Source organism: Prescottella sp. R16, assembly GCF_030656875.1.
Classification (GTDB): Bacteria; Actinomycetota; Actinomycetes; order Mycobacteriales; family Mycobacteriaceae; genus Prescottella.
Map to the genome: position 1 here is coordinate 679,563 of NZ_CP130943.1, position 24,882 is coordinate 704,444.

Below are 24,882 nucleotides of genomic sequence, written 5' to 3' on the forward strand. Positions count from 1 at the left end.
GAATTATTCGGACGGTACCGGTCGCCGGGAGCCGTCGCCGAGTAGCAGTTCGACGGTCAGTTCCAGGCGCTTGGCGACATCGGTGGCCGACGAGCGCCGGGTGAGCCACGCCACCAGGTTCGACAGCCACACGTCGCTGATGACACGGGCGATCGCGAGCTCGTCCTCGGTGGGCTCGCCGTCGGTGATGGCGCGGGCGAACAGGGTGTCCATGAGCTTGCCGACCTGATCGACCTCGGCGGCCGCGGACGCGTCCGCGAACATGAACGCGCGGGTCATCGCCTCGGTGAGGAGCGGGTCGCGCTGCATCGCCTTGGTGATCTGGCCGAGGATGAGGTTCATCCGCTCGAGCGGGCTGTGCCCCGGGGGGATCTTGCCCTTCGACTCGATCCGCTCGAACTCGCGGGCCAGCGCCGACACCAGCAGGTGCACCTTCGACGGGAAGTAGCGGTACAGCGTGCCCACCGCGACGTCGGCGCGCTCGGCGACCGCGCGCATCTGCACCGCCTCGTATCCGCCCTTCGAGGCCAGGGTGAGGGTGGCGTCGAGGATCCGCTTGCGACGCTCACGCTGAGCGTTGGAGCTGAGATCGTCGTCGGTAAGCGTCGAGACCGGGGCCCCGGCAGAACGGGATCGAGAAGAGGTGGTCATCGACAGTTTCCTTCACGCCTTGACTCTTGACGGCCGCACATATTAGAACACGTTCTAAATGAAGATGCCATCACGAGGAGCTGGGAGCCGTTGTGACTATTGCCACGACCGACGAACAGAAGGCCGTCCAGGAATCGATCCGAGCCTGGGCCCGGTCCGCGGCCCCGATCGCCATTTTACGGGAAGGACCTGCTGATTTCTGGCGCCGGTCGTGGCCCGCGATCGCTGATCTGGGGCTCTTCGCCGTGGGCGTCCCGGAGTCCGTCGGCGGTGTCGGCGGGCAGATCGTGGACCTGGCCGCGATGCTCGAACAGGCTGCCACCGAACTCGTCGGTGGTCCGGTTCTGCCGACCATACTCGCCGGGCTGGTCATCGGCCGCAGCGGTGACGCCGCCGCCAAGCAGTGGGCCGCCGCCGTCGCCGAGGGACAACTGCCGGTTGCGATCGTTCTCGAGGGCGCCACCCTCGCCGCGACCCGGGACGCCGACGGCGGCCTCGTCCTCGACGGTGACGCCGGCAACGCACTCGGCGGCCAGCCGGGTGTCGCGGTCCTCGTCCCCGTTTCCCCAGACTCCGCCGCCTCCACCGGCGGTGGTACCGCGTGGTGCCTCGTCGACGCCGACACCCCCGGCCTGACGATCGAAGCCCTCGACATCCTCGACAAGAGCCGGGCCGTCGCCCGGATCCGGTGCGAGCAGGTCACCGTGTCCCCGGACCGCATCGTCACCGGTGTCTCGACCGACCTCGTGCGCGACCTCGCGGCGACCCTCGCCGCAGCGGAGGCCGCCGGTGTCGCCGGCTGGACGCTGCGCACCGCCGTCGACTACGCCAAGATCCGCGAGCAGTTCGGCAAGCCGATCGGCTCCTTCCAGGCGATCAAGCACCTGTGCGCGGAGATGCTGTGCCGCGTCGAGCAGACCCGGGCCGCCGCATGGGATGCCGCCGTCGCCGCCGAGGACGCCCTGCCGGACCCGGACCTCGCCGACGGTGCGGTCGCGTCGGAGCTGCCGATCTCGGCGGCCGTCGCCGCGGCCGTCGCCCTCGACGCCGCCACCGCGAACGCCAAGGACTGCATCCAGATCCTCGGCGGCATCGGCTTCACCTGGGAGCACGACGCGCACTACTACCTGCGCCGCGCGGTCTCGACCGCACAGTTCCTCGGCGGCGCCGCGGCGTGGCGGGCCCGCGTCACCGACCTGACCCGGTCCGGGGCCCGACGCCACCTGACGATCGACCTGTCCGAGATCGACCCGAAGGCCGAGGCCGGGCGCGACGCGGTCCGCGCTGAAGTCACTGCGCTCGCCTCGGTTCCGGAGACCGAGCGTCGGGTCGCGCTCGCTGAATCCGGGTACGCCGCACCGCACTGGCCGGCCCCGTACGGCCGCGGTGCCGGTGCCGCCGAACAGATCCTCGTCGCCGAGGAGATGGCCGCGGCCGGACTCGACCGTCCCGACCTGGTGATCGGCTGGTGGGCCGTGCCGACCATCCTCGAACACGGCAGCCCCGAACAAATCGAGCGGTTCGCGCTGCCGTCGCTGCGCGGCGAGATCACGTGGTGCCAGCTGTTCTCCGAACCCGGCGCCGGCTCCGACCTGGCATCGCTGCGGACCAGTGCCGAGAAGGTCGACGGCGGCTGGAAACTCAACGGGCAGAAGGTGTGGACGTCCCTCGCGCGGGAAGCGGACTGGGCGATCTGCCTGGCCCGCACCGACAAGGACGCCCCCAAGCACAAGGGCATCACGTACTTCCTGCTCGACATGCGCACCCCCGGTATCCGGATCTCCCCGCTGCGGGAGATCACCGGCGACGCCCTCTTCAACGAGGTGTTCCTCGACGACGTGTTCGTCCCCGACGAGTGCGTCGTCGGCCAGGTGAACGGCGGCTGGAAACTCGCCCGCACGACCCTCGCCAACGAGCGAGTCGCGATGAGCGGCGGCTCGTCGCTCGGCAAGGCCGTCGAGGACCTTCTCGAACTGGCCGGCGAGCCCGACCCGGTGACCGCCGACCGACTCGGCGCGCTCATCGCCGAGGCTCTCGTCGGCTCGATCATCGATCTGCGCACCACGCTGCGGCAGCTCGACGGACAGGACCCGGGACCGGCGTCGAGCGTCCGCAAACTCGTCGGTGTGCGCAACCGGCAGGACGTCGCCGAATACGCCGTCGAACTCGCCGGTGAGGCAGGCTGGGTCGAGGGGCCGCTCACCCGTGAGTTCCTCAACACCCGCTGCCTGTCCATCGCGGGCGGTACCACGCAGATCCTGCTCACCGTCGCGGCCGAGCATCTGCTGGGCCTGCCCCGCGGCTGACCACGTCGGCGGTGCCGACAGTTCCACACGTGCGACGCACTTCAACAGGACGGAAATCTCAGGTGGACTTCACTTTCGGAAGTGAGCAGCAGGCGGTGGCCGAAGTGGCCGACGCCGTGCTGCAGACGGCGGCGAGCGCCGAGACGCTCGCCGCGATGGACCGCGGCGCCCCCGTGTGGGACGCCACCCTGTGGCAGCGGCTCGCCGCCGAGGGCGTGCTGTCGCTGCCGCTGCCCGGGTCGCTCGGCGGCGACGATCTGGGCATCGCCGAGATCGGGGTGCTGCTGAACCGGGTCGGACGGGCCGCCGCGCAGGTGCCGGTACTCGAGACCCTCGGGTTCGGCGTGCTGCCGCTGCTCGCGCTCGGTGGGGACCCGCAGCGGTTCCTCGCCGGTGTCACCGACGGTGCGATCCTCACCGCGGCACTGGGCGAGCCGGGGGCACCGCTACCGGCGGTGCCCGCCACGACGGCGGTCGCGGACGGCGACGGATACGTCGTCACCGGACGCAAGGTCGGTGTCCGGTACGCCGAGCAGGCCGCGTTCGTGCTGGTTCCGACCGACGCCGGGGTCGCCGTGATCGCGCCCGACGCCGACGGGGTCACGCTCACCCGCACGTTCACCGCGTCGCTGGCACCCGAATGCACGATGGTGCTCGACGGGGTCCGCATCGACTCCGGCGCGCTGCTCACCGACGCGCCGGTGCAGGCGCTGTACCGGATCTCCCTCGCCGCGCTCGCAGCCCAGGCCGCGGGCCTGGGCGCCGGCATGACCGCGCTGACGGCCGAGCACGTGAGCACCCGCGAGCAGTTCGGTAAGCCGATCGCCGCGTTCCAGGCCGTGTCGCAGCAGCTCGCCGACTCGTACGTCACCGCACGGACCCTCGAGTTGGCGGCGACGTCGGCGTGCTGGCGGCTCGCCGAGGGCCTCGACGCCACCGAGGACACGTCGGTCGCCGCGTACTGGCTGGCCGAGCAGCTGCCGGTGTCGATGCAGCAGTGCAGCCACATGCACGGCGGTCTCGGCGCCGACGTCACCTATCCGGCGCACCTGTACTACGAGCAGACCAAGGACCTGGTCCGGCTCGTCGGTGGCCCGTCGTCCCGTCTGACCATCCTCGGCGTGCTCAGCGCCCGCGACCTCGGTGTGGAGGCAGCATGCTCATCGATCTGACCCCGGAACAGCGCAAGCTCCAGGCGGAACTGCGCGAATACTTCACGGGCCTGATCTCGCCGGAGGAGGCCGAGATCATGCTCACCGACCGGCACGGGCCGGTCTACCACGACGTCATCCGGCGCATGGGCCGCGACGGCTGGCTCGGTGTCGGGTGGCCGAAGGAGTTCGGCGGCAAGGGATTCGGTGAGATCGAACAGCAGATCTTCACCAACGAGGCCGTCCGCGCCGACGTGCCGCTGCCGTCGGTGACGCTGCAGACCGTCGGACCGACGCTGCAGACGTACGGCACCGAGGAACAGAAGCGGAAGTTCCTGCCCGGCATCCTCACCGGCGACGTGCACTTCGCGATCGGCTACACCGAACCCGAGGCGGGCACCGACCTGGCGTCACTGCGCACCACCGCGGTACGGGACGGGGACCACTATGTGGTCAACGGCCAGAAGTACTTCACCACCGGAGGCCATGCCGCCGACTACATCTGGCTGGCCGTGCGCACCGGTACCACCGAGGACCGGCACCGCGGCATCTCGATCCTCATCGTCGACACCACGGACCCGGGCTTCTCGTCGACGCCGGTGATCACCGCGGACGGCGCCCACCACGTCAACGCCACCTACTACGAGGACGTGCGTGTTCCCGTCGACATGCTCGTCGGCGAGGAGAACAAGGGCTGGCGGCTCATCACCACCCAGCTCAACCACGAGCGCGTCATGCTCGGCCCGTCGGGCCGCGTCGGTGGGCTGTACGACCAGGTCAGTGAATGGGCCAAGCGTCCCGGACCCGACGGGCAGCCCCTGGCGACCCAGCCGGACGTGCAGCGCGGCCTCGGGGAGATCCGGGCGATCTACCGGCTCAACGAACTGCTCAACTGGCAGGTCGCGTCGGCGGCCGGCGAGGTCGACATGGCCGATGCGTCGGCCACCAAAGTCTTTGCCACCGAGCAGATCCAGCGGATGGGCCGGCTCGCCGAGGAAATCGTCGGACGCTGGGGCGACCCCGCCGACCCGGAGACCGGGCACCTGTTGCGCTGGCTCGACGCGCAGACCAAGCGCAACCTCGTCATCACGTTCGGCGGCGGCGTCAACGAGGTCATGCGCGACCTCATCTCCACCGCCGGCCTGGGACTGCCGAAGGTGGCCCGCCGATGACCGACATTCTCGCTGCGGCACAGCAGGTTCGGGACGGCGGTGCGAGCAGGGCCCGTGCCGGACGTGACCCGATCAACCTGCCCATGATCCGCAACTGGGTCGAGGCGATCGGCGACACCAACCCCATCTACGTGGACGAAGAAGCCGCCGTCGCAGCCGGCCACGGCGGACTCGTCGCACCGCCCGCGATGGCGCAGGTGTGGACGATGCGCGGCCTCGGTGCGGTACGCGAGGCGGACGATCCGCTGGGCCGGATGACGGACATCCTCGACGAGGCCGGGTACACGTCGGTCGTCGCCACCAACTGCGACCAGACCTACCACCGCTACCTGCGCCCCGGTGAGGAAGTGACCATCGAATCCGTCCTCGAAGACGTTGTCGGGCCGAAGAAGACCGGCCTTGGTGAGGGCTGGTTCTTCACCACCCGCAACTACTGGAAGGTCGGCGACGAGGTCGTCGCCGAAATGCTGTTCCGGATCCTCAAGTTCGCGCCGCCGACGAAGACCTCCGAACCGGATCCGACGGTCGCCCGATCGGTCAGCGGCGACCCGGTCGACGACCTCGACGGCACCCGGATGATGCGTCCGGCCGCGTCGCGGGACACCCAGTTCTTCTGGGACGGTGTCGCCGCGCACGAGCTGCGGTTGCAGCAGCGTCCCGACGGGAGCCTGCAGCATCCGCCGGTGCCGGCGGTGTGGAAACCCAAGGGGGAGATCACCGATTATGTCGTGGCCTCCGGCCGCGGCACGGTGTTCAGTTTCGTCGTGCACCATGCACCGAAGGTGCCGGGACGGTCGCTGCCGTTCGTCGTCGCGCTCGTCGAACTGGACGAGGGTGTCCGGATGCTCGGCGAACTGCGCGGCGTCGACCCCGAGACCGTCGCCGTCGGGCAGCGGGTCGAGGTGGACTTCCTCGACTTCCCGGCCGACCCGGACGACGAGACCAAGGGCCCGTGGACGTTGTACGCGTGGCGGGCCGTGGAGGAGAACCGATGAGCCCTGTGACTCCCGTGACCCCGCTGAAGCCGCCGGTCGTCGAGGTGGGCGACACCCTGCCCACCCTGGTCGTCGAGGGCACGCCGACGTTCGTCGTGTCGACGGCGTTGGCCACCCGCGACTTCCAGGACGTGCACCACGACCGGGATCTCGCGCAGCAGCGCGGCTCGAAGGACATCTTCGTCAACATCCTCACCGACACCGGTCTGGTGCAGCGGTACGTCACCGACTGGGCCGGGCAGCGTGCGGTGATCAAGTCGATCCAGCTGCGCCTCGGGGTGCCGTGGTACGCGTACGACACCCTCACCCTCACCGGCGCCGTCGAGGCGATCGACGACGACGGTCTGGTCACCCTCGCGGTCGTCGGCGTCGACTCGCTGGGCAAGCACATCACCTCCACCGTCACGCTCGTGATGGACGGTTCGATCAATGTGGGGAGCGGCTCGTGAGCGGACTGTCCGGCAAGGCGTCGATCGTCGGTATCGGCGCCACCGACTTCTCGAAGGATTCGGGGCGCAGCGAGCTGCGTCTGGCCGCGGAGGCGGTGAACGCGGCACTCGCCGACGCGGGCCTCGAGCCCGCCGACGTCGACGGGCTCGTGTCGTTCACGATGGACACCAACATCGAGATCGCGGTCGCGCGGGCGGTCGGGATCCCGGAGCTGAAGTTCTTCTCCCGCATCCACTACGGCGGTGGCGCGGCCTGCGCGACGATCCAGCAGGCGGCGCTCGCGGTCGCGGGCGGTGTCGCCGACGTCGTCGTCGCGTACCGGGCGTTCAACGAACGGTCCGGGCACCGGTTCGGCCAGGTCGACTCCGGTCTGGTGAACCAGGTGAACTCGTCGGGCGCGGACTACGCGTTCTCGTACCCGCACGGGCTGAGCACCCCGGCCGGCAGTGTCGCGATGATGGCCCGCCGGTACATGCACCAGTACGGCGCCACCAGTGAGGATTTCGGCCGGATCGCGGTCGCCGACCGCAAGCACGCGGCCACCAATCCGAACGCGTTCTTCTACGGCAAGCCGATCACCCTCGAGGACCACCAGAATTCGCGGTTCATCGCCGAACCGCTGCATCTGCTGGACTGCTGTCAGGAGTCGGACGGCGGCATCGCGATCGTGGTGGTGTCGGCGGAGCGGGCGAAGGACCTGAGGCAGAAGCCGGTCTCGATCGCGGCCGCGGCGCAGGGCAGCGCCAAGGACCAGTACACGATGATGAGCTACTACCGGCCCGACCTCGCGTGCATCCCCGAGATGGAACTGGTCGGCAACCAGCTGTGGGAGCAGTCCGGCCTGCGCCCGCAGGACATGGACATGGCGGTGCTGTACGACCACTTCACCCCGTACGTGCTCATGCAGCTCGAGGATCTCGGATTCTGCGGGCGCGGCGAGGCGAAGGACTTCGTGCGGCAGCCCGGTGCGCTCGAGGTCGGCGGCGCACTGCCGCTCAACACCCACGGCGGCCAACTCGGCGAGGCGTACATCCACGGGATGAACGGCATCGCCGAAGGTGTCCGCCAGATCCGCGGTACCTCCGTCAACCAGGTGCCCGACGCCCGCCAGGTGCTCGTCACCGCCGGCACCGGTGTTCCCACCTCGGGTCTGGTGCTGACGGCGTAGGTGTTTCGCGTCTGTGCGCCTTTTCGGTGACCGAAACCATCGGAAAGGCGCACAGTCGTGGTCCCACTGGGTAGAAGTTTCCCGGAATCCGGCTCCCCGAGTGGCTACCGTCACAGGTATGTCAGACAGTGTCTTAAATGCGCATTCGTTCGCCGGAACCGTCACCGAGAACCTCGCCACCGCGACCCCGGCGTGGCCGTCCCGGCCGCGACCGGACGGCGCGCCGGACGTCGTCGTCATGATCGTCGACGACATGGGGTATTCCGATATCGGCCCGTTCGGTTCGGAGATCCCCACCCCGCACCTGGACGCGGTCGCCGCAGAGGGGGCGCGGCTCACCGACTTCCACGTCACCCCCACGTGCTCGCCGACACGGGCGTCACTGATGACGGGGTGTAATTCGCATGCCGTCGGGATGGGTGCGGTCGCCAACGTGGACACCGGTTTCCCCGGTTACGCCGCCGAACTCCCTGCACATCAGCCGACGATCGCCGAGACGTTCCGTACCGCGGGGTATTCGACGATGGCGATCGGCAAGTGGCACATGTGCCGGGAGCAGGACATGCATGCGGCGGGGGACCGGCATTCGTGGCCGTTGCAGCGTGGTTTCGACCAGTACTACGGGTTCCTCGAGGCTCAGGCGAACCTGCACGGGCCGGCGCAGTTGTACGAGGGCAACAATCCGGTGCACGTCACGGAGTACCCGGAGGGCTACTACCTCACCGACGACCTGACCGATCGTGCGGTGTCGATGATCGCCGAGTCGCACGCGTCGGATCCGAACAAGCCGCTGCTGATGTACTACGCGCATGCGGCGGTGCATGCCCCGATGCACATCAAACCCGGTACAGCCGACAAGTTCCGGGGCCGCTACGACGCCGGCTGGGAGCAGATCCGGGCCGCGCGCCGGGCCCGTCAGGACGAGCTCGGGGTGATCCCGGCAGATGTGGGGACCGCACCGCTCGACGATCCGACCGGCTACGACGTCCCGGAGTGGGAGTCGTTGTCGGAGGACGGGAAACGTCTCGCGGCCCGGCACATGGAGAACTATGCGGCGATGATCGAGACGATCGACGAGTCGGTCGGCCGGATCCGGGACGTGTTGCGCCGGTGCGGGCGTCTGGAGAACACGATCTTCGTGTTCCTCAGCGACAACGGTGCCTCCGGTGGCGGCGGCGGGGACGTCGGCGTGATCAACCACCTGGCGAACCTGAACCGCACGCACACCCCGTCCACCGAGCAGCGGGTCGCCGAGGAGATCGGCCGGCTCGACGACATCGGCGGCCCGACGACGTGGCCGCAGTACGCGACGGCGTGGGCGACGGTGGCGAACACCCCGTTCCGGCGGCACAAGTTCAGCACCTACCGGGGCGGTCACCAGGTGTCGTTCCTGATGTCGTGGCCGGCGGGACTGGGGGAGATCGCGGGCGGGATCCGGCACCAGTACGCGCACGTCACCGACCTGTTGCCGACGATCGCGGAACTGGCAGGGGTGCCCGTCGCGACCACCCGGCACGGTCTGGACGCCCGCCCGCTCGACGGGACCTCGATGGTGGCGGCGCTGCGGGACCCGGATGCGCCCAGCAGTCACGGCGACCAGTACTACGAGTGCCTCGGCGAGCGCGCCTACTACGCGGGAGACTGGGAGGCGGTGGCACTCCGCACGCCGATGACTCCGTTCTCCCAGGATCGGTGGGCGCTCTACGATGTGGCGAACGATCCGATCCAGCTGACCGACGTCGCCGCCGAGAACCCAGATCGGGTCAAGGAACTGGCCTCGGACTGGGAGGACGCGGCGGCCCGTAATCAGGTGTATCCGATGGCCAACGGCAGCCCTCTGCACTGGTTCCAGCGGGACCCGGACGAGGAACGACTGGCCTGTGAGACGGTGCTGTTGCCGGAAACGCCTCCACTGGAACGGTTCCGGGCGAGCCAGCTGATCGACGGACGCTCGTTCGCCGTCGACGTGACGTTGGGGGAGAACGGCTACCGGGCCGGGGACGAGGGTGTTCTGCTCGCCCACGGTGGACAGGAGGCCGGCTACGTCCTCTACGTCCGCGGCGGTGCGCTGCACCTCGAGCAGAACGCGTGGGGTCGCACGATCACCGCGGACTCGGCACCGATCCCGCCGGGCGCCCGAACGATCCGGTTGCGCGTCGACGCCCCCGGCAAGCATCGCTGGGTCGCGGCCCTCGAGATCGACGGGACCGTCGTCCGTGAGGGTGTCGAACTGCTGCAGCTGTCGTGGCTGGTGCCGTTCAGCGGTCTGAGCGCCGGCACGATGTACCGCTCACCGGTGTCGTGGCAGCTGTACCGCGACCACGGCATGTTCCCGTACACGGGGGGCTGGGAGCGAATCGTCGTGCGCCCGGGCGAGTACGCCCCCGACGCCCCCGCAGTGATGCTCGATGCGATCCGCAAGATGGGCGCGGCGACGCAGTAGGCGCTCAGCCCCGGTACACCGGGACCGAGCCGCCGATGCGGGCTGTTGCTGTGACCGCCACTCGGGCGATGTTGCAGCAACAGCCCGCATCGGGCGCGTGCCTCGACGCCCACTCACCGAGGGGTCGGAATCACTTGCTTCGGAAGCGGGCGAAGGCGGCCTGTGCTTCGTCGGATCGTCGTCGCTCGGCGAAGTGCTCGGACTCCACGTCCAGTGTTTCGAGCACGGTCTCGAGATGCGGGCGACGCAGCAACATCTTGGTCAACGCAACGGATTCGGCCGGCGCCGCTGCCAGACGACTCGCCCGATCGAGCGCCACTTCGAGTGCCCGCCCCTTCTCGACCACTCGGTTGATCAGCCCGGCCTCGGCGGCTTCGTCGGCATCGAACTCGTCGCCGAGCAGGAGCAGTTCCGTAGCTCGCTTGAGCCCGGCCACCTGTGGAAGCAGGTAGCTGGATCCACCTTCCGGGGACAATCCCAACGGCACGAACGGAACCCGGAATCTGGTGCCGCTGCCGGCGAAGGCGAGATCGCAATGCAGCAGCATCGTGGTGCCGATGCCCACGGCGAAGCCTTCGACGGCCGCGAGGATCGGTTTGCGTGCAAGGGCCAGCGCCCGCAGAAACGTCATCGCCGCACCTTCCCCGGGCGCTCCGGGTTCAGCCGGTTCCTGGAAGTCGGCGATGTCGTTTCCGCTGGTGAACACCCCACCCGAACCGGTGATGACGATCGCCCGCACATCGGGGTCGTGGTCCGTCTCCTCGATCGCAGCCGCGAGCGCACGATAGGCGCCGCGGTCGAGCGCGTTACGCCGCTCCGGCCTGTCGATGATCAGCAGACGCGTTCCAGCGCTGGGGTTTTCGATTCGTACTGCCATGAACTGACTCACGCCTCCATGCATCCCGATGGTCGTTGCTCTGCCGTCCCACGGACGAGCGATCTGCTCAGGTGAGCAGGTCGTGGAGAACGTTCCGGTTCGTCGCGAAGTCGGGGACGGTGCGCGACTCTTCCGCTTCGGTGATGAGCCGGTACAGGGCCTGGTTGAACGGCACGTCGACGCCATGCTTCGCCGCTACCTCGAGGACCCGGCCGTTGATGAAGTCTCGTTCGGTCGGAATGCCTTTCCTGAGGTCCTGCAGCATGCTCGCTTCGGCGTGCGGATGCTGCATCAGGATGCGAACCAAGAACTCGGCGTTCTCGTCGTGTGCCTGCCCGCTCGCTTCGGTGAACCGTTCGGCGGGCCGGCCGAAGACGTCGTCGACCGTGATCCCGTGTGCCCAGCCGGTTCGGATCGACTCCTCGGCAACGCGAAGAGCGATCTCGATCAACGTGGGATCGTCGATGACCGGCGTCATGTCACAGCCGAGAGCGGCGGACAGACCGCTGAACATCGAATTGACGACCAGCTTCGACCATTTCATTCCGGTGATGTTGCTCGAGATGGAGCATTGTCCGACGGCAGAGAGGATCTCGGCGATCTCGCCGATGCGCTCGCTGTGAGAGCCATCGAGTTCTCCGAGGTCGAAGGCGTGCGCGCGTGTCACTTCGAGGGTGCTGGAGAGCTCACACACCCCGGGCTCCCTCCAGATGGCGGCGAACTGAACGTTGCCGGCAACCGTGCGTTCCACTCCGACGATCGAAGCGACCTTGTCCTCAGGTGTTCCGTTCTGGAGTGTGCACACGATGCTGTCGCTCGAGAGGAACGGCGAGATGCTGGTGAGAGCGCTTTCCGTTGCCGTCTGCTTGGTCAGCAGGAAGACCAGGTCGTACACACCGTTCAGTTGATCAGGCAGCTTCGCATCGACAGGGATGACCCTGTCGAGTGCTCCGGTGATTCTCACACCGTTCTCGTTCATGGCATCGACATGGGCTCTGTTCGTGTCGATCAGCTCGATGTTCCTGCCCTGGTCGGCAATGAGCGCACCCGTGATGGCGCCCAGCGACCCGGCACCGACTACCGCGATTCGGTTCATGTCGTAACTCCTTGACTCTGGTCTGTCGGAGGGGGCCCTGTACAGCGCAGCCGCCAATAGCATTCGGTGACCCGGCCGATTCGCCGATCACAGGGCGGCATCGTGCCCGTCAGGCTTGGTAGACCGTGTCGCCGCCCACGACGGTGCGCAGGACGTGCAGTGCGGACAGATCGCCGACCGGGTCGGCCTGGTCCGGGTCGGTGAGGGGGTCGCCGTCGAGCACCACGAAATCGGCCCACAATCCCGGTTCGATCCGCCCCTTGACGCCGTCCTCGCGGGTGATCCGAGCAGCCTCGCTGGTGTAGCCGGCAAGTGCCTGGCGGGTGCTGACACGCTCCTGGGCACCGAGGACGTGGCCGTCGCGGGTGACGCGGTGTACCGCGGTGTTCATCGTGAACAGCGGATCGACGGGCGTGACGGGGCAGTCGCAGTGCAGCGCGTAGGGCAGCCCGGCGGCGGCGACCGACGCGACGGGGCTGATGCGCTCGCCGCGTCCGGGCCCGAGGTAGCGGTCGCGGTGCCGGTCTCCCCAGTAGTAGACGTGATTGACGAAGATCGACGCGGACACGCCGAGCTCGGTCATACGCCGGATCTGGTCGTCGCGCAGGGTCTGCACGTGCTCGAGGCGGTGCGCGACATCCTGTTCCGGGTGTGCGGCCCGGGCCTTCTCGATGGCATCGAGACACAGGTCGATGGCCCGGTCGCCGTTGGTGTGGATCGCCACCGACCGTCCTGCCCCATGGTTTTCGGCGACCAGACGGTCGAGGTCTCCGGACGCGATCGCCATCTCGCCACAATGACAACCGCCGAGGTCGTGGTACGGCTCCGTCAGCGCCGCGGTGTGCAGCTGGATGGACCCGTCGGAGACGAGCTTCACACCGCCGATCTCCAGATGTGGCGTGGCATCGCCGATGTCGTCCAGCTGGTCGGCGGCATCGGCGTGGAGATAGAGCCGGGCGCGCAACTGCAATCGGCCGTCCAGGTCGAGCCGGCGGTAGGCCGGGTACAGGTGCGCGGGGACGAGCAGATCGTGGTAACTCGTGACGCCGACCTTCGCCATCTCGGCCTGCGCGCGCAGCATCGCGCGGCAGGCGCTCTCGAGGTCGGCCGACGGCATCAGTCCGCCGAACATAGACATCGCGGGCAGCTCACGCAGCTCACCGGTGGGGGTACCGTCCTCGAAGCGGACGATGACGCCGCCCTCCGGGTCCGGGGTGTGCGCCTCGACACCGGCCTCGGCCAGTGCCACGGAGTTGAGGTAGATGCCGTGGTTCGAGGTGTGCCGCACCATGATCGGGTGCCGGGTGGACGCTCGGTCGAGGTCCTGGGCGGTCAGTCCACGGTCCTCCGCGACGAGGGAGTCGTCGAAACCCCAGGCCTCGATCAGCGTGCCCTCGGGTGTCTCGGCAGCGCGTGCCGCCAGCGCGGCCACGACCGCGTCGACCGTGGGGCAGGCTCGGGTGGTCGCGTCGACACCGGCGAGCATCAGCCCCCACATCAGCGGGTGCAGATGCGTCTCGATGAAACCCGGCACGACGGTGGCTCCGCCGAGGTCGACGACCTCGGCGGTGTCACCGGCCAGCGCCAGGATCTCCGCGTCGGTACCCACGGCAACGAACCTCCCCGCCGCGCACGCCACGGCGGTCGGCGCAGTCGCGGCCGCCTCTCCCGCGGACATGGTGCGGACGACTCCGTTGACGAACACGCGGTCGGGGCCGGTCATTGTTTCACTTCTCCGTTCGTTGGGGCGTTTCTAGTCGTCGCCGACCATGATGTGCGCGTAGTTCACGCCACCGGCCCCGATCATGTGCGCGAAACCGATCCGGGCGTTCGGGTGCTGGCGCTCGCCGGACTGCCCGCGAATCTGCTGGACGATCTCGACGAACTGCGACATGCCGGTTGCGCCGCCGGGATGGCCGCGGCCGATGAGGCCGCCACTGGGGCTGACCGCGACACGGCCGCCGATGTGGAAGTCCCCGTCGGCCATTGCGATGGACGCCTTGCCTTCGGGTGCGAGACCCAGATCCTCGATGTACTGCAGCTCCTCGACGCTGAACGCCTCGTGCACTTCGACGACGTCGAGCTGGTCCGGCGTGATACCGGACTGCGCGAAGGCCTTCGCCGAGGTCCGCTTGGTGACCGTCAGATCCGGCATGAATGCGCCCGCGCTGTGCCACCTGTCGGATTCGGCGACCGCGGCGGCGATCCGGACCGCGCGGACTCCGTTCGAGGGCTTTCGGCTCGTGATGATCGCGGCTGCCGCGCCGTCGCCGATCGGGCAGGATTCGACTCGGCGCAGGGGGTCCACCAGCATCGGGGAGGCCCGGAGCTCGTCCATGGTGAGGGCCTTGCTGCGCTGCGCCATCGGGTTACGGCTGGCGTTGTACAGGTTCTTCTCCACCACGAGCAGACCGGCATCGGCGGACTCGCCGTATCGGTGCATGCGCGCCTGCTTCATCAACGCGAACGGCACCGCGGGCACGGACATGCCGGACACCGAGATCAGGTCCGGATCGCGTTCCTCCTCGGCGGCGCGGCTCATCAGGAGGGCGCCGAGACTGCCGATGCCGACCACCGCCGCAGTCTCGACCATGCCGGACGCGACGGCATACCGGGCCTGCTCGAAAGCGGCAGTGCCTGTGGCAGAGGCATTTTCGATGGCATACGTCGGGATGCCGGTCCAGCCCATCTCGTGGAGAACCGAGGGTGCCGCCGACATGTCCGTGCCGATGGCGCCGACGACGAGTACGCCGACCTCGTTCCAGTCCAGGCCCGAGTCGGCGAGCGCGACTCCGAGTGCCTGCCCACCCTGGAGAGGGGCTGGGGTCGTGGTCTGCGAGACGATAGGGGTCATGCCGACGCCTGCGATGTAGGTCTCACGCATCGGAGTCCTCCTTGCCGAAGCCGTAGGTGGTGAACAGGTTGTCGTCGGAGCCGACGACGCGAGGCACCACGGCGACCTCGTCGCCGATACGCACCCCGTCTGCGCTGACACCGAGGATTTCGATTCCGCTGTCTGCCAGTCGAACCTGCGCGATGTGCACCGGGGGCTGCATGCCGGCGATGGGGAACATCGCGGTGGAATGGGATACGACGGTCCCGTTTCCGGTGAGGTCGACGAGGTCGGCGGGGGCGTAGCAGTTCGCGCAGCGGTCGCGGGAGGGGAAGCTCACGGTGTCGCAGCGGGTGCAGCGGGCGCCGAGAAGGGTGACGCCGGCGTCGTCGCAGCGCAGCGCGGCGGTGTCGAATGATGGATGCATGTCAATTCGTTTCGTCTCTTGCGTGTGTGTCGATCGGAGGCCGTCCTGCGGGTCAGACACGGCGTTTCTGATCCGTCCAGTACAGCTCGCGGAGGTTCTTCTTGAGGACCTTGCCGTTGACGCTGCGGGGCAGGCGCTCGATGAGGTCGACCCGCTTCGGGGTGCGCACGGAGCCGAGCTTCTCGCGGCACAGGTCGATCAGCTCGGCGATGTCGATGTCGGTGTCGGGCTTGAGTTCGACGACGGCGGTGACGGCCTCACCCCACTTGTCGTCGGGGACTCCGATCACGGCACAGTCCTGGACCGCGGGGTGTGACCAGATGACCTGTTCGACCTCGGCCGGGAACACGTTGAAGCCGCCGGAGATGATCATGTCCTTCTTGCGGTCGGTCAGCGTCAGGTATCCGCGGTCGTCGAGGAAGCCGATATCGCCGGTGTGCAGCCAGCCGTCGCGGATTGCCTCGGCCGTGGCCTCCGGATTGTTGTAGTAGCCCCTCATGACGAGGTCGCCCCGCACACAGATCTCGCCGTGCGTGCCGGCGGGGACCGGCTTGTCCTCGTCGTCGCGGATCTCGATCTTGACCAGTGGGAAGGGGCGTCCGCAGCTGAGCAGGCGGGCGTCGTCGGCGATCTCGCCGTCGACGAAATGCTCCTCCGGGCGCAGGAACGCGATGGAGCCGGGGGCCTCGGTCTGGCCGAAGCACTCGATCATGACCGGGCCGAACAGGCCGATGGCCTGGCGCAGCTTCTCCACGGACATCGGCGCCGAGCCGTACAGGAAGTAGCGCAGGGATTTCAGGTTGTGATCGGTCAGGCCGGGGGTCTCGATGAGGCGGTAGATCACAGTCGGCGGTAGGAACAGGTCGGTGACGCCGAACCGGTCGATGGCGTCGAGCAGCGCGGCGGGGTCGGGTCGGCCCAGCACGACGACGCAGCCGCCGCGGGCGCTGGCGGGCAGGGTGAGGATGCCCGCGGAGTGGGTCATGGGGGCGGCGGCGAGGTTCACCACCGGTTCGTCGGCCCGGTAGTGCAGGGCCATCATCATCTGCGTGATACAGGTCCCGAAGCTGCGGTGAGTGTTCATGACGCCCTTGGGCAGGCCCGTCGTGCCGCCGGTGGGTGAGATCACGGCGAGGGAGTCCTGCGGGACATCGACACGCGGCCGGGTGGCCGGAGCATCGCCGAGCCAGTCCTGCAGCGGCGTGGCGTAAGGGCGGGCTCCGTCGCCTTCTCCGTCGAGGCAGATGTACGTGATGCCGTCGCCGACTGCCGCATGGATCTCGTCGACCGCCGCGGCCTTCGACGGGTGGTAGAACAGCACCTCGCAGTCGAACCGCTGGATGAAACCGATGCTGTCGGCGGTCGGACTGTTCGGATTCAGCGGGACCCAGGCGCCGCCGACACGCCAGGCGCCGATGACACACAGCCAGGCGGCCGGGTCGTTCGGGGCGAGCACGGCGATCTTCGTCTCGAGTTCGATCCCGTCCCGCAGCAGCGCGTTGGACACCCGGCAGGACAGCTCGCCGGCCTCCTGGAAGGTCCACTCGGCGTCGCCGTAGCGGTAGGCCACTGCCTCCGGACTGATGTTCCATCCCTGATCGAAGTAGTCCGACAGAGCCATGCTGGTCGTCCTTTCCATCCTGCCCATCGAGGACACGGCGGGGTCGTTTCGGAGAGGTGATCCCACGTCGGCGCAGTGGGTGTGACGGCCGTCTCAGGTCATCGTCATGCAATTTAAACTACATGTCTTTAAGTTTGTTCAGCTGGTGATGCAGATCACACTTCGAGATCAACGGTGCAGTATGGCGAGTGTTTGGCCATTGACCAGAAAACTGACCTCCATTAAGTTTTCGTGTGACTGCCGACACAGTACCGGATGTCGGGTCGCCACGCTCCTCGACCTTGACCGGCTGCCCCCGGCCCGCAGCGCCGGTCTCAGCCTCTCCCTCACGTTAGGAATCTCATGCCTACAGCGCGTGAGCTGATCGACTCCTCGTCGATCGGCCGACTTCAGATCCGTGTGATCCTTCTGTGTGCCCTGGCCGCGATGGCGGAGGGGTACGACATCCTCTCGATTTCCTTGGCGGTGTTGCCGATCACCGACGACTGGGGGATCTCGGGCACCGAGTCCGGCCTGTTGTTCAGTGCGGGGTTGGTGGGAATGGCGGTGGGTTCCATCGCGCTCGGCCCGGTCGGCGACCGCTACGGGCGGCGACCCCTGCTGATCGGATCGTTGGTGGTGATCACCGTGGGCATGGCGCTCTCGGCCGTGGCAGGGGACGTCACCCAGCTCGCACTGCTGCGCCTGCTGACCGGTCTCGGCATGGGCGGGATCATCCCCAGCCTGCCGGTGATCGTCAGCGAGTTCTCCCCGACGCGGAAGCGCCCGACCTTCATCGCCATGTTCGGTACCGGGATCCCGCTCGGAGGACTGCTCGGCGGCGCCGCGGCGGCGATGCTGCTGAACCACTACAGCTGGCATTCCGTGTTCTGGCTCGGTGCGGTCCTGACCGGCGTCATCGCACTCGTCGCCTACCTGTCCATCCCCGAATCGCCGGATTACCTCGAGTCCAAGGGGACCGAGTCCGCGCGCACGCGGCTCGACGAGCTGATCCGGAAGATGAACCTGCAGCCGGCCGCCACAAGGGCCGCCGCTCCGGCGGCGGCGCCCTCCGGCGCGGGGACCGCGGCGCTGAAGTCATGGGCGATCGTCATCACTTGCCTGGTGTTCTTCCTGGTCAACTCCATTTACTTCTTCGGTAACTCGTGGACTCCGAAGCTCCTCACGCTGGCCGGTCTGTCGCAGGGCGAGGGCATCAGCGGTGCTCTGCTGTTCTCGCTCGGCGGTGTGATCGGCAACCTGATCTTCGCCGTGCTCGCGATCCGGTTCACCGCGATGTGGGTCGCCTGCGGTTTCGCGTTGGGCGGCTCGGCGCTGTTCTGTTTCATGTCGCTGATCTCGACGCAGCTCGGCCCGGTCCTGGTGTCCACGGCGCTGCTCGGTGTCTGCCTGATGGCAACCTTCACCGGCCTGTACGTCATGGTGCCGGTGCTCTTCCGCCCGGAGGCTCGGGTCTCGGCGATGGGCATCGCCGCGGGTCTCGGACGCGTCGGCAGCATCGCCACCCCGATGGTGGTGGGCTGGCTGGTCGACGCGAACTGGGCCACCAGCTCGATCTTCATGGTGTTCGTGATCCCGGCGGCGCTCGCGGCGCTCGGAATCGGCTACGCCCAGGTCCGTAACAATCGAACTGTGGCCACGGCCGGCGACTCCGACAAGATACTGGCCTCGGCCTAGCGTCGGGACAGGAGACCGGTTGCCTCGGCGGAGGCAGATGTTGCTGCCCGACGGTGCGTCAGCCCACCCGGTTCTCGTGCGTCACACCGAACAGGAAGTTCCGCATCATCTGCTCGTAGAGCTGACGCGGAGTGGACTGGTTCGATTCCAGCGCAGCGCTGAGGACCGGGTGCTCGGCCGCGTTGACATTGGCGAAGACCGCGGCCTGCTGCGACTCCGGGCGCATCGCTTCCGCCACGATGGCGCCAAGCGTGAGCTTCTCCACGCCGTTGAGGATCGGAACGTGCAGCTGGGTCGGGACGCCGGACTCCTCGAGATAGATGGCAGTTTCTTCCCACATGTCGGTGACGATGTCGGCGGGAAGGAACTGCAGCAGCACCGCTGCCGCCTTACGGTGCCGCAGGACAGCTTTACGAAAGTTCAAGCCGTAGGCGACGATCCAGTCCTGCCATTGTCCCGATGCCGGCCTCCGCGGGATGCGCGTCTGCAAGACGATGGCGCGTGCCACCTCGGCGAGGATTTCCGATTTATCGGCGAAGTGGTGATAGAGCGCGGGAGCGGTGACGCCGAGGCTCCGCGCGAGGCGCGGCAGGCTGAACGCTTCCAAGCCCTCGCCGTCGATGATCTCGAGCGCCGCGGCCACAGCACCGTCTCGGTTGATCAACGGCTTGGACGGTCGAGCCATGGCCCGGGATCTCCTCTGGTCGGTATCGGGATTCCGCGGCAGGTTCGCGACGGCGGTCTCGGCGATCGTACAAGCCGTGAGCGCGGCGATGGCATCGAAGCACGGCATCCGTCGCTGGTCGCAGAACCACGACACGTGGCGTCCGAGGAGGCAGGGCAGCGGTGAAATCGTCTCACGTGACCCTGCGGGGAAACAGGCGTCGACCCGGGGAGAGAGGACGCGGGTCCCGTTCGGCTTCGGATGTGCTGTTCGCACTTTCGTCCTGCCGAGCGAGACCCGCGCCCGTTGCTACCGATGTACGCCTAGTGCGTCGCCAGTGCGATCCGCTGGCGTTCGGCCGCGGTTTCGGGTCGACCCTCGCCGGGCAGATCGACGCGGACGTGGTGGAGGCGTCCGGTGAAGTCGAAGCGACCGGTGATGTCGCTGCACACGGGGCTGCCGCGGTTGAGGCCGATGTCGAGCTGTTCGTTCATGCTGAACATTGCGCGGGTGGTTTCCTCGATGCGGCCGCGGGCCACCTCGACACCGTCGACGGACAGGATTGCGGTGCCGCCCTTGCCGAGACCGCCGCCGTCGTAGACGAACTCGACGGAGACCTCACGGGTGGCGTCGGTGAGTTCGACGTCGGAGCGGATGTAGGTGAGTCCGCCGCCACTGAAGTGGTAGCAGAACACCGGTGTGGAGTCGACGACGTACAGGGCGAGTCCGCCGAACGATCCGCCGAGGCTCGCCAGGACGCCTTCACACGGCTTTCCGCCGGTCTCGAGGGAGGCGGTGAGCGTGTACGAGCGGTTGAACAGCGGCGGTGCCGCCTTCTCCGGCAGGCCGTTCATGTGCGGGTACAGGGTGATCGAGGTGCGTCCGCGCAGCGGGTGCGGCGGCCGGTCCTCGGGGGCGGCGTTACGGGTCACGGTCCGGTCGTCGAGCGGCAGTACCTGGAACTTGGCGGCCTCGACGAGGAACTTCTGCTTGAGTTCCTCGAGTTTCTCGGGGAACTCGGCGGCCACGTCCCGGGCCTGCGACCAGTCGACGGTGGTGTCGTACAGTTCCCACCGGTCCTCGTCGAACGTGGGCAGTTGCAGCCCGTAGGTGGCCATCAGCCACGGCGCCCGGTGCAGTGTCACTGCGGTCCAGCCGTGGTCGTAGATGCCGCGGTTGCCGTAGATCTCGAAGTACTGGGTGGTGTGCCGGTCGGCGGCGTCGGCGTCGGCGAACGTGTAGTTCATCGAGACACCTTCCATCGGCTTCTGGGGGACACCGTCGACGGTGTCCGGGGCCGGGACGCCGACGGCCTCGAGGATCGTCGGGGTGATGTCGACGCAGTGGTGCCACTGGTTCCGGACGACACCGGTGTCACTGATTCCCTTGGGCCAGTGCGCGATCAGACCGTTGCGGGTGCCGCCGTAGTGCGACGCGGCCTGCTTGGTCCACTGGTAGGGGGTGTCGAGGGCCATCGCCCACGACGCCGGATAGTGCGGGTAGCTCTCCGGGGTGCCCAGCAGGTCGAGCTTCTCGAGCACCTCCGCGGTGGTCTGCTTGTAGCCGTTGAGGCCGGCGAGGTAGTTGAACGAGCCCTCCATACCGCCCTCGGCGGATGCGCCGTTGTCGCCGAGCATGTACAGCACCAGCGTGTTGTCGAGAGCGCCGGACGCCTGCAGGTGGTCGACGAGCCGGCCGACCTGGTCGTCGGTGTGCTCGAGGAACGCCGCATACAGTTCCATGAGGCGTGCGGAGACGAGCTTCTGATCGTCGTCCAGTTCGTCCCAGTGTGGCAGTCCCGGTGCCCACGGTGCGAGTTCGGTCTCGGGCGGTACGACGCCGAGCTGCTTCTGCTTCTCGAGGGTGATCTCGCGCAGGCGGTCCCAGCCCTCGTCGAACTCGCCGCGGTACGTGTCGAGGTAGCTGTCCGGCACCTGGAGCGGGGCGTGGCATGCACCGAACGGCAGGTAGCAGAACCACGGCTTGTCGGGGTCCATCGTGGACACCGAGTCGATCCACTCGATCGCGTTGTCCACCAAGTCTTCCGACATGTGGTACCCCTCCTCGGGGGTACGCGGCAGGTCGACGACGGTGAAGTCGCGGTAGAGGACGGGGGAGAACTGGTCGGACTCGGCGCCGAGGAAGCCGTAGAAGCGGTCGAAGCCTTCACGGGTGGGCCACCGGTCGAACGGGCCGGCCTCGCTGATCTCCCACGTCGGCGTCTGATGCATCTTGCCGAACGCGCCGGTGGCATAGCCGTTGCCCTGCAGGACGCGGGCCACGGTTGCGGCCGACGCCGGACGGGTCCCGTTGTAACCCGGTGCGGCCGTAGCCTGTTCGGCGATAACGCCGAAGCCGACACTGTGGTGGTTGCGGCCGGTGAGGGTGGCGGCGCGGGTCGGCGAGCACAGTGCGGTGGTGTGGAACCGGGTGTACTTGACGCCGTCGGACGCCAGTCGTTCCGCGGTGGGGGTGCGGCACGGTCCACCGAATGCCGACGCGGCGCCGAAGCCGACGTCGTCGAGCATCACCAGCAGGACGTTGGGGGCACCGGCGGGCGGGCGCACCGGCTGCGGGCGGGTGAACGGCTCCTTCTGGTCGCGGTAGTCGACGGATGCCGGCGGCTGTGGATCGTTCGGCACGATCGGTATCGAATGACGGTTCACATCAAGGCCTCTCGATCGATTTAGGAGGTGCCGCGGTCGGCACCTCCACACATGTAAGGCACGTTCTTAAAGTCCGTGGGGTGGAGTTTCGTCAACCGATCCCGCCTTGTCAAGGCGGGTGCCCGAGGTGCGGTACGGCGCCGCCACTTGACGTTTAAGTCAGTGACTTACTACGGTTCGGTGTGTGACCAGCTCCGGTAGTGCCAAGGACGCGATGATCGAAGTAGCTGAACGCATGTTCGCCGAAAAGGGCATCGACGGTGTATCGATGCGCGACGTCGCCTCTGCTGCCGGGCAGAAGAACAATTCGGCGGTCCAATACCACTTCGGTGGCCGAGACGGACTCCTGCTCGAGGTGTTCCGGCGCCGTATGAAGGAGATCAACCGGAGCCGACGGCAGTTCCTCGACGACATCGACGCCGACGGACGCGGCCACGACGTACGTGCCCTCGTCGAGGCCGTCGTGCTTCCGCTCGCGGACTATCTGCGCACTTCCGGGACCGAGTCCTACTACGCGCAGTTCATCGCCCGTGTCTCGCCGATGGTGGACATGGGCAGTCCCGACCTGGAGGCGGTCAGCGACGCGAGTCGTGCGGTGTCGGCGCGGCTGATCGCCGCGCTCGACCACCTTCCGCGGCGGGCCGCGGCGGCCCGTACCGCACTGATGCTCAACATGGCGGTGTCCGGGCTCGCGATGTACGAGCAGCTCCGCGCCCACGGCAAGGCGATGGAGTCCGCGAACTTCGACGAGACGGTCGCGCATCTCGTCGACATGTCGGTCGGTGCACTCGAAGCGCCCTTCACCCCACAACCCTGAGCGACAACCCCGAGCCGGCGGAAGCCGCTCGAATCGACGATCGGAGAATGCAGTGCAGACCTTGACGACGTCCCGCACGGTCGAAATCGGAAGCCACTCGATCGAGTTCGGGCCGCGCGGAATGCGCAGGTGCGCTGACGGTTTCGAGGCGGAGCCGTACACGCGGTTCGAGGTTCGCCCGGTGACGCCGTACATCGGTGCCGAAATCCACGGCGTCGATCTACGTGATCCGAGCGACGAGGTGATCGCGGACCTGCGCCGTGCGCTGCTGGAGTGGAAGGTCGTGTTCTTCCGTGATCAGCAGATCACCGGCGCCCATCACCGCGACTTTGCGCGGCACTGGGGCGAACTCGAGGTTCATCCGCTGCTGCCGCAGGGCGAGGTCTCCGAGGTGGTGCACTTCGAACGCGGCGAGCACAACCCGGGTACCGAGAACATCTGGCACGTCGACGTCACATGGCAGCAGCGTCCGCCGCTCGGTTCGGTGCTGCGCGCCCTCGACGTGCCGTCGGCCGGCGGCGACACGCTGTGGGCCGACATGGGCAACGCGTACGACTGCTTGTCGGACGAGGTGAAGGAGCAGATCGAGGGTCGCGTCGCGATCCACGACTTCGTGCCGTCGTTCGGTCGGAGCATGTCCCCGGAGAAGCTCGCCGCGATGCGCGAGCAGTATCCGCCGGTCGCGCATCCGATCGTCCGCACCCATCCGGAGACCGGCCGGCGGACGCTGTTCGTCAACAGTTTGTTCACCACCCACATCCCGGACATGGACCCCGCGGAGGGGGAAGCATTGCTGCGGCACCTGTTCGATCAGGCCAAGGTGCCGGACTTCCAGTGCCGGTTCAAGTGGCAGCCGAACTCGATTGCCTTCTGGGACAACCGGGCAACACAGCACTACGCGGCCAGCGACTACTTCCCGCACCGTCGGGTCATGGAGCGGGTGTCGATTCTCGGCGACGTCCCGGCATGATCGACGGGGCGACGCCCGACCGGGCGTGCGTATCGTGAGGCCGACGACCAGCACGGCCGGTCGGGAGGAGAGCACCGCGATGACGCGACAGCAGTGGCGACCGAAGTCGTTCCGGGAAGGTGACGATCCGGATCCCCGGTTCACCCTCGCGAACGAACGGACGTTCCTCGCATGGGTACGGACCGGCCTGGGCCTGATCGCGGCCGCGGTGGGTCTCGAGGCGTTCGGTTCCGACGTGGTCGGCCCGGCCGTGCACACGGTGCTCGTCGTGGGCCTGCTGGTCGGGGCGTTGCTGCTGGTCGTGTTCGCGTTCCTGCGCTGGATGTCGGTGGAGGCGGCGATGCGGCACGGCCGCAGCCTCCCGGTGCCGGCGCTCGCCGCGATACTGGTCTGCATGATCGCCGGGGCGGCCGTCACGCTGCTCGTCGTCATGGTGCGCTGACGCGATGCCGCCGATCGCCGACGGGCACGGAGACCCCGGGCTCCAACCGGAGCGGACCACGCTCGCCTGGGTGCGCACCGCGGCGAGCCTCGCGGCCGTCGCGTTCCTGTGCCTGCGGTACGTGCCCGGGTCGTCCACGATCGTGCAGGTCGTCGGGGTGTGGGCGGTGCTGGCGGCGTCGGTGACGATCGTGACCACCCGCCGTCGCCACCAGCGGGTCAGCGACAGGTTCGGGGCGGGATACGTCGACTACCCGTTCCTGCTCGTGGTGGGACTGACCGCGACGGTGGTGGCGCTCGCCGGGGTATCGGCGATCGTGGTCCTCACCACCGGAACGTGACTGCCGGGTAGACGGCACAGGACATCGAAACTCCCGGTGGACGGGATCGGTGACCGGAGACACACCGGCGGCAGGTACTGATGAAAGTGGACCCATCGTGTCCGAAAGTGGACCCG

The 24,882-nt window shown here is 68.0% G+C and carries 21 protein-coding genes; 12 read left to right on the forward strand and 9 right to left on the reverse strand.

Translation table 11 applies throughout. The annotated features are described in order from the left end of the window. Positions 1-3: 3 nt before the first annotated feature. Entirely contained in the window at positions 4-651 is a 648-nt protein-coding gene (gene kstR, locus Q5696_RS03165; RefSeq protein ID WP_305093782.1) for a cholesterol catabolism transcriptional regulator KstR, read from the reverse strand. Positions 652-743: 92 nt separating this feature from the next. On the opposite strand from kstR, the gene Q5696_RS03170 reads away from it, so the two are divergent. The 7 genes from Q5696_RS03170 (at position 744) to Q5696_RS03200 (ending at position 10,336) form a co-directional block, all read left to right on the forward strand. Further along, complete coding sequence (locus Q5696_RS03170) at positions 744-2,957, forward strand: acyl-CoA dehydrogenase family protein (protein ID WP_305093783.1); 2,214 nt, start codon at positions 744-746, stop codon at positions 2,955-2,957. 62 nt (positions 2,958-3,019) lie between these two features. Beyond that, entirely contained in the window at positions 3,020-4,129 is a 1,110-nt protein-coding gene (locus Q5696_RS03175) for an acyl-CoA dehydrogenase family protein (RefSeq protein WP_305093784.1), read from the forward strand. Further along, positions 4,114-5,280, forward strand: coding sequence for an acyl-CoA dehydrogenase family protein (locus tag Q5696_RS03180; protein ID WP_305093785.1), 1,167 nt, complete (start codon positions 4,114-4,116; stop codon positions 5,278-5,280). The genes Q5696_RS03175 and Q5696_RS03180 overlap by 16 nt, the downstream gene beginning before the upstream one ends. Beyond that, positions 5,277-6,275, forward strand: a complete 999-nt coding sequence (locus Q5696_RS03185; protein WP_305093786.1) for a bifunctional MaoC family dehydratase N-terminal/OB-fold nucleic acid binding domain-containing protein — start codon at positions 5,277-5,279, stop codon at positions 6,273-6,275. The genes Q5696_RS03180 and Q5696_RS03185 overlap by 4 nt, the downstream gene beginning before the upstream one ends. After that, positions 6,272-6,724, forward strand: coding sequence for a MaoC family dehydratase (locus Q5696_RS03190; protein WP_305093787.1), 453 nt, complete (start codon positions 6,272-6,274; stop codon positions 6,722-6,724). The genes Q5696_RS03185 and Q5696_RS03190 overlap by 4 nt, the downstream gene beginning before the upstream one ends. Further along, positions 6,721-7,893: a lipid-transfer protein gene (locus Q5696_RS03195; RefSeq protein WP_305093788.1), complete on the forward strand. Its 1,173-nt coding sequence runs from the start codon at positions 6,721-6,723 to the stop codon at positions 7,891-7,893. Before Q5696_RS03190 ends, Q5696_RS03195 begins: the two co-directional genes overlap by 4 nt. Positions 7,894-8,011: 118 nt before the next feature. After that, positions 8,012-10,336, forward strand: coding sequence for an arylsulfatase (locus Q5696_RS03200; protein ID WP_305093789.1), 2,325 nt, complete (start codon positions 8,012-8,014; stop codon positions 10,334-10,336). A 130-nt stretch (positions 10,337-10,466) separates the two neighbouring features. Here Q5696_RS03200 and Q5696_RS03205 read toward each other — a convergent pair whose 3' ends face one another. The 6 genes from Q5696_RS03205 to Q5696_RS03230 all read right to left on the reverse strand — a co-directional run bounded on the left by Q5696_RS03205 (position 10,467) and on the right by Q5696_RS03230 (position 17,190). Further along, positions 10,467-11,237 carry an enoyl-CoA hydratase-related protein gene (locus tag Q5696_RS03205; RefSeq protein WP_305093790.1) on the reverse strand — a complete coding sequence of 257 codons (771 nt, stop codon included), beginning with the start codon at positions 11,235-11,237 and terminating at the stop codon, positions 10,467-10,469. A gap of 43 nt (positions 11,238-11,280) precedes the next feature. Then, positions 11,281-12,309: a ketopantoate reductase family protein gene (locus tag Q5696_RS03210; RefSeq protein ID WP_305093791.1), complete on the reverse strand. Its 1,029-nt coding sequence runs from the start codon at positions 12,307-12,309 to the stop codon at positions 11,281-11,283. A gap of 109 nt (positions 12,310-12,418) precedes the next feature. Continuing rightward, positions 12,419-14,032: an amidohydrolase gene (locus tag Q5696_RS03215; protein WP_305093792.1), complete on the reverse strand. Its 1,614-nt coding sequence runs from the start codon at positions 14,030-14,032 to the stop codon at positions 12,419-12,421. Positions 14,033-14,062: 30 nt separating this feature from the next. Further along, positions 14,063-15,193: a thiolase family protein gene (locus Q5696_RS03220; protein ID WP_305093793.1), complete on the reverse strand. Its 1,131-nt coding sequence runs from the start codon at positions 15,191-15,193 to the stop codon at positions 14,063-14,065. Beyond that, complete coding sequence (locus Q5696_RS03225) at positions 15,186-15,569, reverse strand: Zn-ribbon domain-containing OB-fold protein (RefSeq protein ID WP_305093794.1); 384 nt, start codon at positions 15,567-15,569, stop codon at positions 15,186-15,188. Before Q5696_RS03225 ends, Q5696_RS03220 begins: the two co-directional genes overlap by 8 nt. 52 nt (positions 15,570-15,621) lie before the next feature. Then, a complete protein-coding gene (locus tag Q5696_RS03230) occupies positions 15,622-17,190 on the reverse strand; it encodes an AMP-binding protein (RefSeq protein WP_305093795.1) in 1,569 nt (522 codons plus the stop codon). A gap of 342 nt (positions 17,191-17,532) precedes the next feature. Here Q5696_RS03230 and Q5696_RS03235 point away from each other — a divergent pair, with 342 nt between their 5' ends. Continuing rightward, positions 17,533-18,867 carry an MFS transporter gene (locus Q5696_RS03235; protein WP_305093796.1) on the forward strand — a complete coding sequence of 445 codons (1,335 nt, stop codon included), beginning with the start codon at positions 17,533-17,535 and terminating at the stop codon, positions 18,865-18,867. Positions 18,868-18,925: 58 nt separating this feature from the next. Here Q5696_RS03235 and Q5696_RS03240 read toward each other — a convergent pair whose 3' ends face one another. Together Q5696_RS03240 and Q5696_RS03245 are read right to left on the reverse strand one after the other, a co-directional pair. After that, positions 18,926-19,687, reverse strand: a complete 762-nt coding sequence (locus Q5696_RS03240; RefSeq protein WP_370654853.1) for a TetR family transcriptional regulator — start codon at positions 19,685-19,687, stop codon at positions 18,926-18,928. A 167-nt stretch (positions 19,688-19,854) separates the two neighbouring features. Further along, positions 19,855-22,197, reverse strand: a complete 2,343-nt coding sequence (locus Q5696_RS03245; RefSeq protein WP_305093797.1) for an arylsulfatase — start codon at positions 22,195-22,197, stop codon at positions 19,855-19,857. Positions 22,198-22,381: 184 nt separating this feature from the next. Between Q5696_RS03245 and Q5696_RS03250 the strand changes: the two genes are divergently transcribed. The 4 genes from Q5696_RS03250 to Q5696_RS03265 all read left to right on the forward strand — a co-directional run bounded on the left by Q5696_RS03250 (position 22,382) and on the right by Q5696_RS03265 (position 24,766). Beyond that, a complete protein-coding gene (locus tag Q5696_RS03250; RefSeq protein ID WP_305093798.1) occupies positions 22,382-23,014 on the forward strand; it encodes a TetR/AcrR family transcriptional regulator in 633 nt (210 codons plus the stop codon). Positions 23,015-23,066: 52 nt separating this feature from the next. Beyond that, a complete protein-coding gene (locus Q5696_RS03255) occupies positions 23,067-23,984 on the forward strand; it encodes a TauD/TfdA dioxygenase family protein (RefSeq protein WP_305093799.1) in 918 nt (305 codons plus the stop codon). Positions 23,985-24,063: 79 nt separating this feature from the next. Beyond that, positions 24,064-24,426: a YidH family protein gene (locus Q5696_RS03260; protein ID WP_305093800.1), complete on the forward strand. Its 363-nt coding sequence runs from the start codon at positions 24,064-24,066 to the stop codon at positions 24,424-24,426. Between the two features lie 4 nt (positions 24,427-24,430). Continuing rightward, entirely contained in the window at positions 24,431-24,766 is a 336-nt protein-coding gene (locus Q5696_RS03265) for a DUF202 domain-containing protein (protein WP_305093801.1), read from the forward strand. Positions 24,767-24,882 lie beyond the last annotated feature (116 nt).

Coding starts and splice junctions, on each gene's coding strand:
- kstR (WP_305093782.1), bottom strand. CDS start 651: ATGACCACCTCTTCTCGATCCCGTTCTGCCGGGGCCCCGGTCTCGACG.
- Q5696_RS03180 (WP_305093785.1), top strand. CDS start 4,114: ATGCTCATCGATCTGACCCCGGAACAGCGCAAGCTCCAGGCGGAACTG.
- Q5696_RS03185 (WP_305093786.1), top strand. CDS start 5,277: ATGACCGACATTCTCGCTGCGGCACAGCAGGTTCGGGACGGCGGTGCG.
- Q5696_RS03190 (WP_305093787.1), top strand. CDS start 6,272: ATGAGCCCTGTGACTCCCGTGACCCCGCTGAAGCCGCCGGTCGTCGAG.
- Q5696_RS03200 (WP_305093789.1), top strand. CDS start 8,012: ATGTCAGACAGTGTCTTAAATGCGCATTCGTTCGCCGGAACCGTCACC.
- Q5696_RS03205 (WP_305093790.1), bottom strand. CDS start 11,237: ATGCATGGAGGCGTGAGTCAGTTCATGGCAGTACGAATCGAAAACCCC.
- Q5696_RS03210 (WP_305093791.1), bottom strand. CDS start 12,309: ATGAACCGAATCGCGGTAGTCGGTGCCGGGTCGCTGGGCGCCATCACG.
- Q5696_RS03215 (WP_305093792.1), bottom strand. CDS start 14,032: ATGACCGGCCCCGACCGCGTGTTCGTCAACGGAGTCGTCCGCACCATG.
- Q5696_RS03220 (WP_305093793.1), bottom strand. CDS start 15,193: ATGCGTGAGACCTACATCGCAGGCGTCGGCATGACCCCTATCGTCTCG.
- Q5696_RS03225 (WP_305093794.1), bottom strand. CDS start 15,569: ATGCATCCATCATTCGACACCGCCGCGCTGCGCTGCGACGACGCCGGC.
- Q5696_RS03230 (WP_305093795.1), bottom strand. CDS start 17,190: ATGGCTCTGTCGGACTACTTCGATCAGGGATGGAACATCAGTCCGGAG.
- Q5696_RS03235 (WP_305093796.1), top strand. CDS start 17,533: ATGCCTACAGCGCGTGAGCTGATCGACTCCTCGTCGATCGGCCGACTT.
- Q5696_RS03260 (WP_305093800.1), top strand. CDS start 24,064: ATGACGCGACAGCAGTGGCGACCGAAGTCGTTCCGGGAAGGTGACGAT.
- Q5696_RS03265 (WP_305093801.1), top strand. CDS start 24,431: ATGCCGCCGATCGCCGACGGGCACGGAGACCCCGGGCTCCAACCGGAG.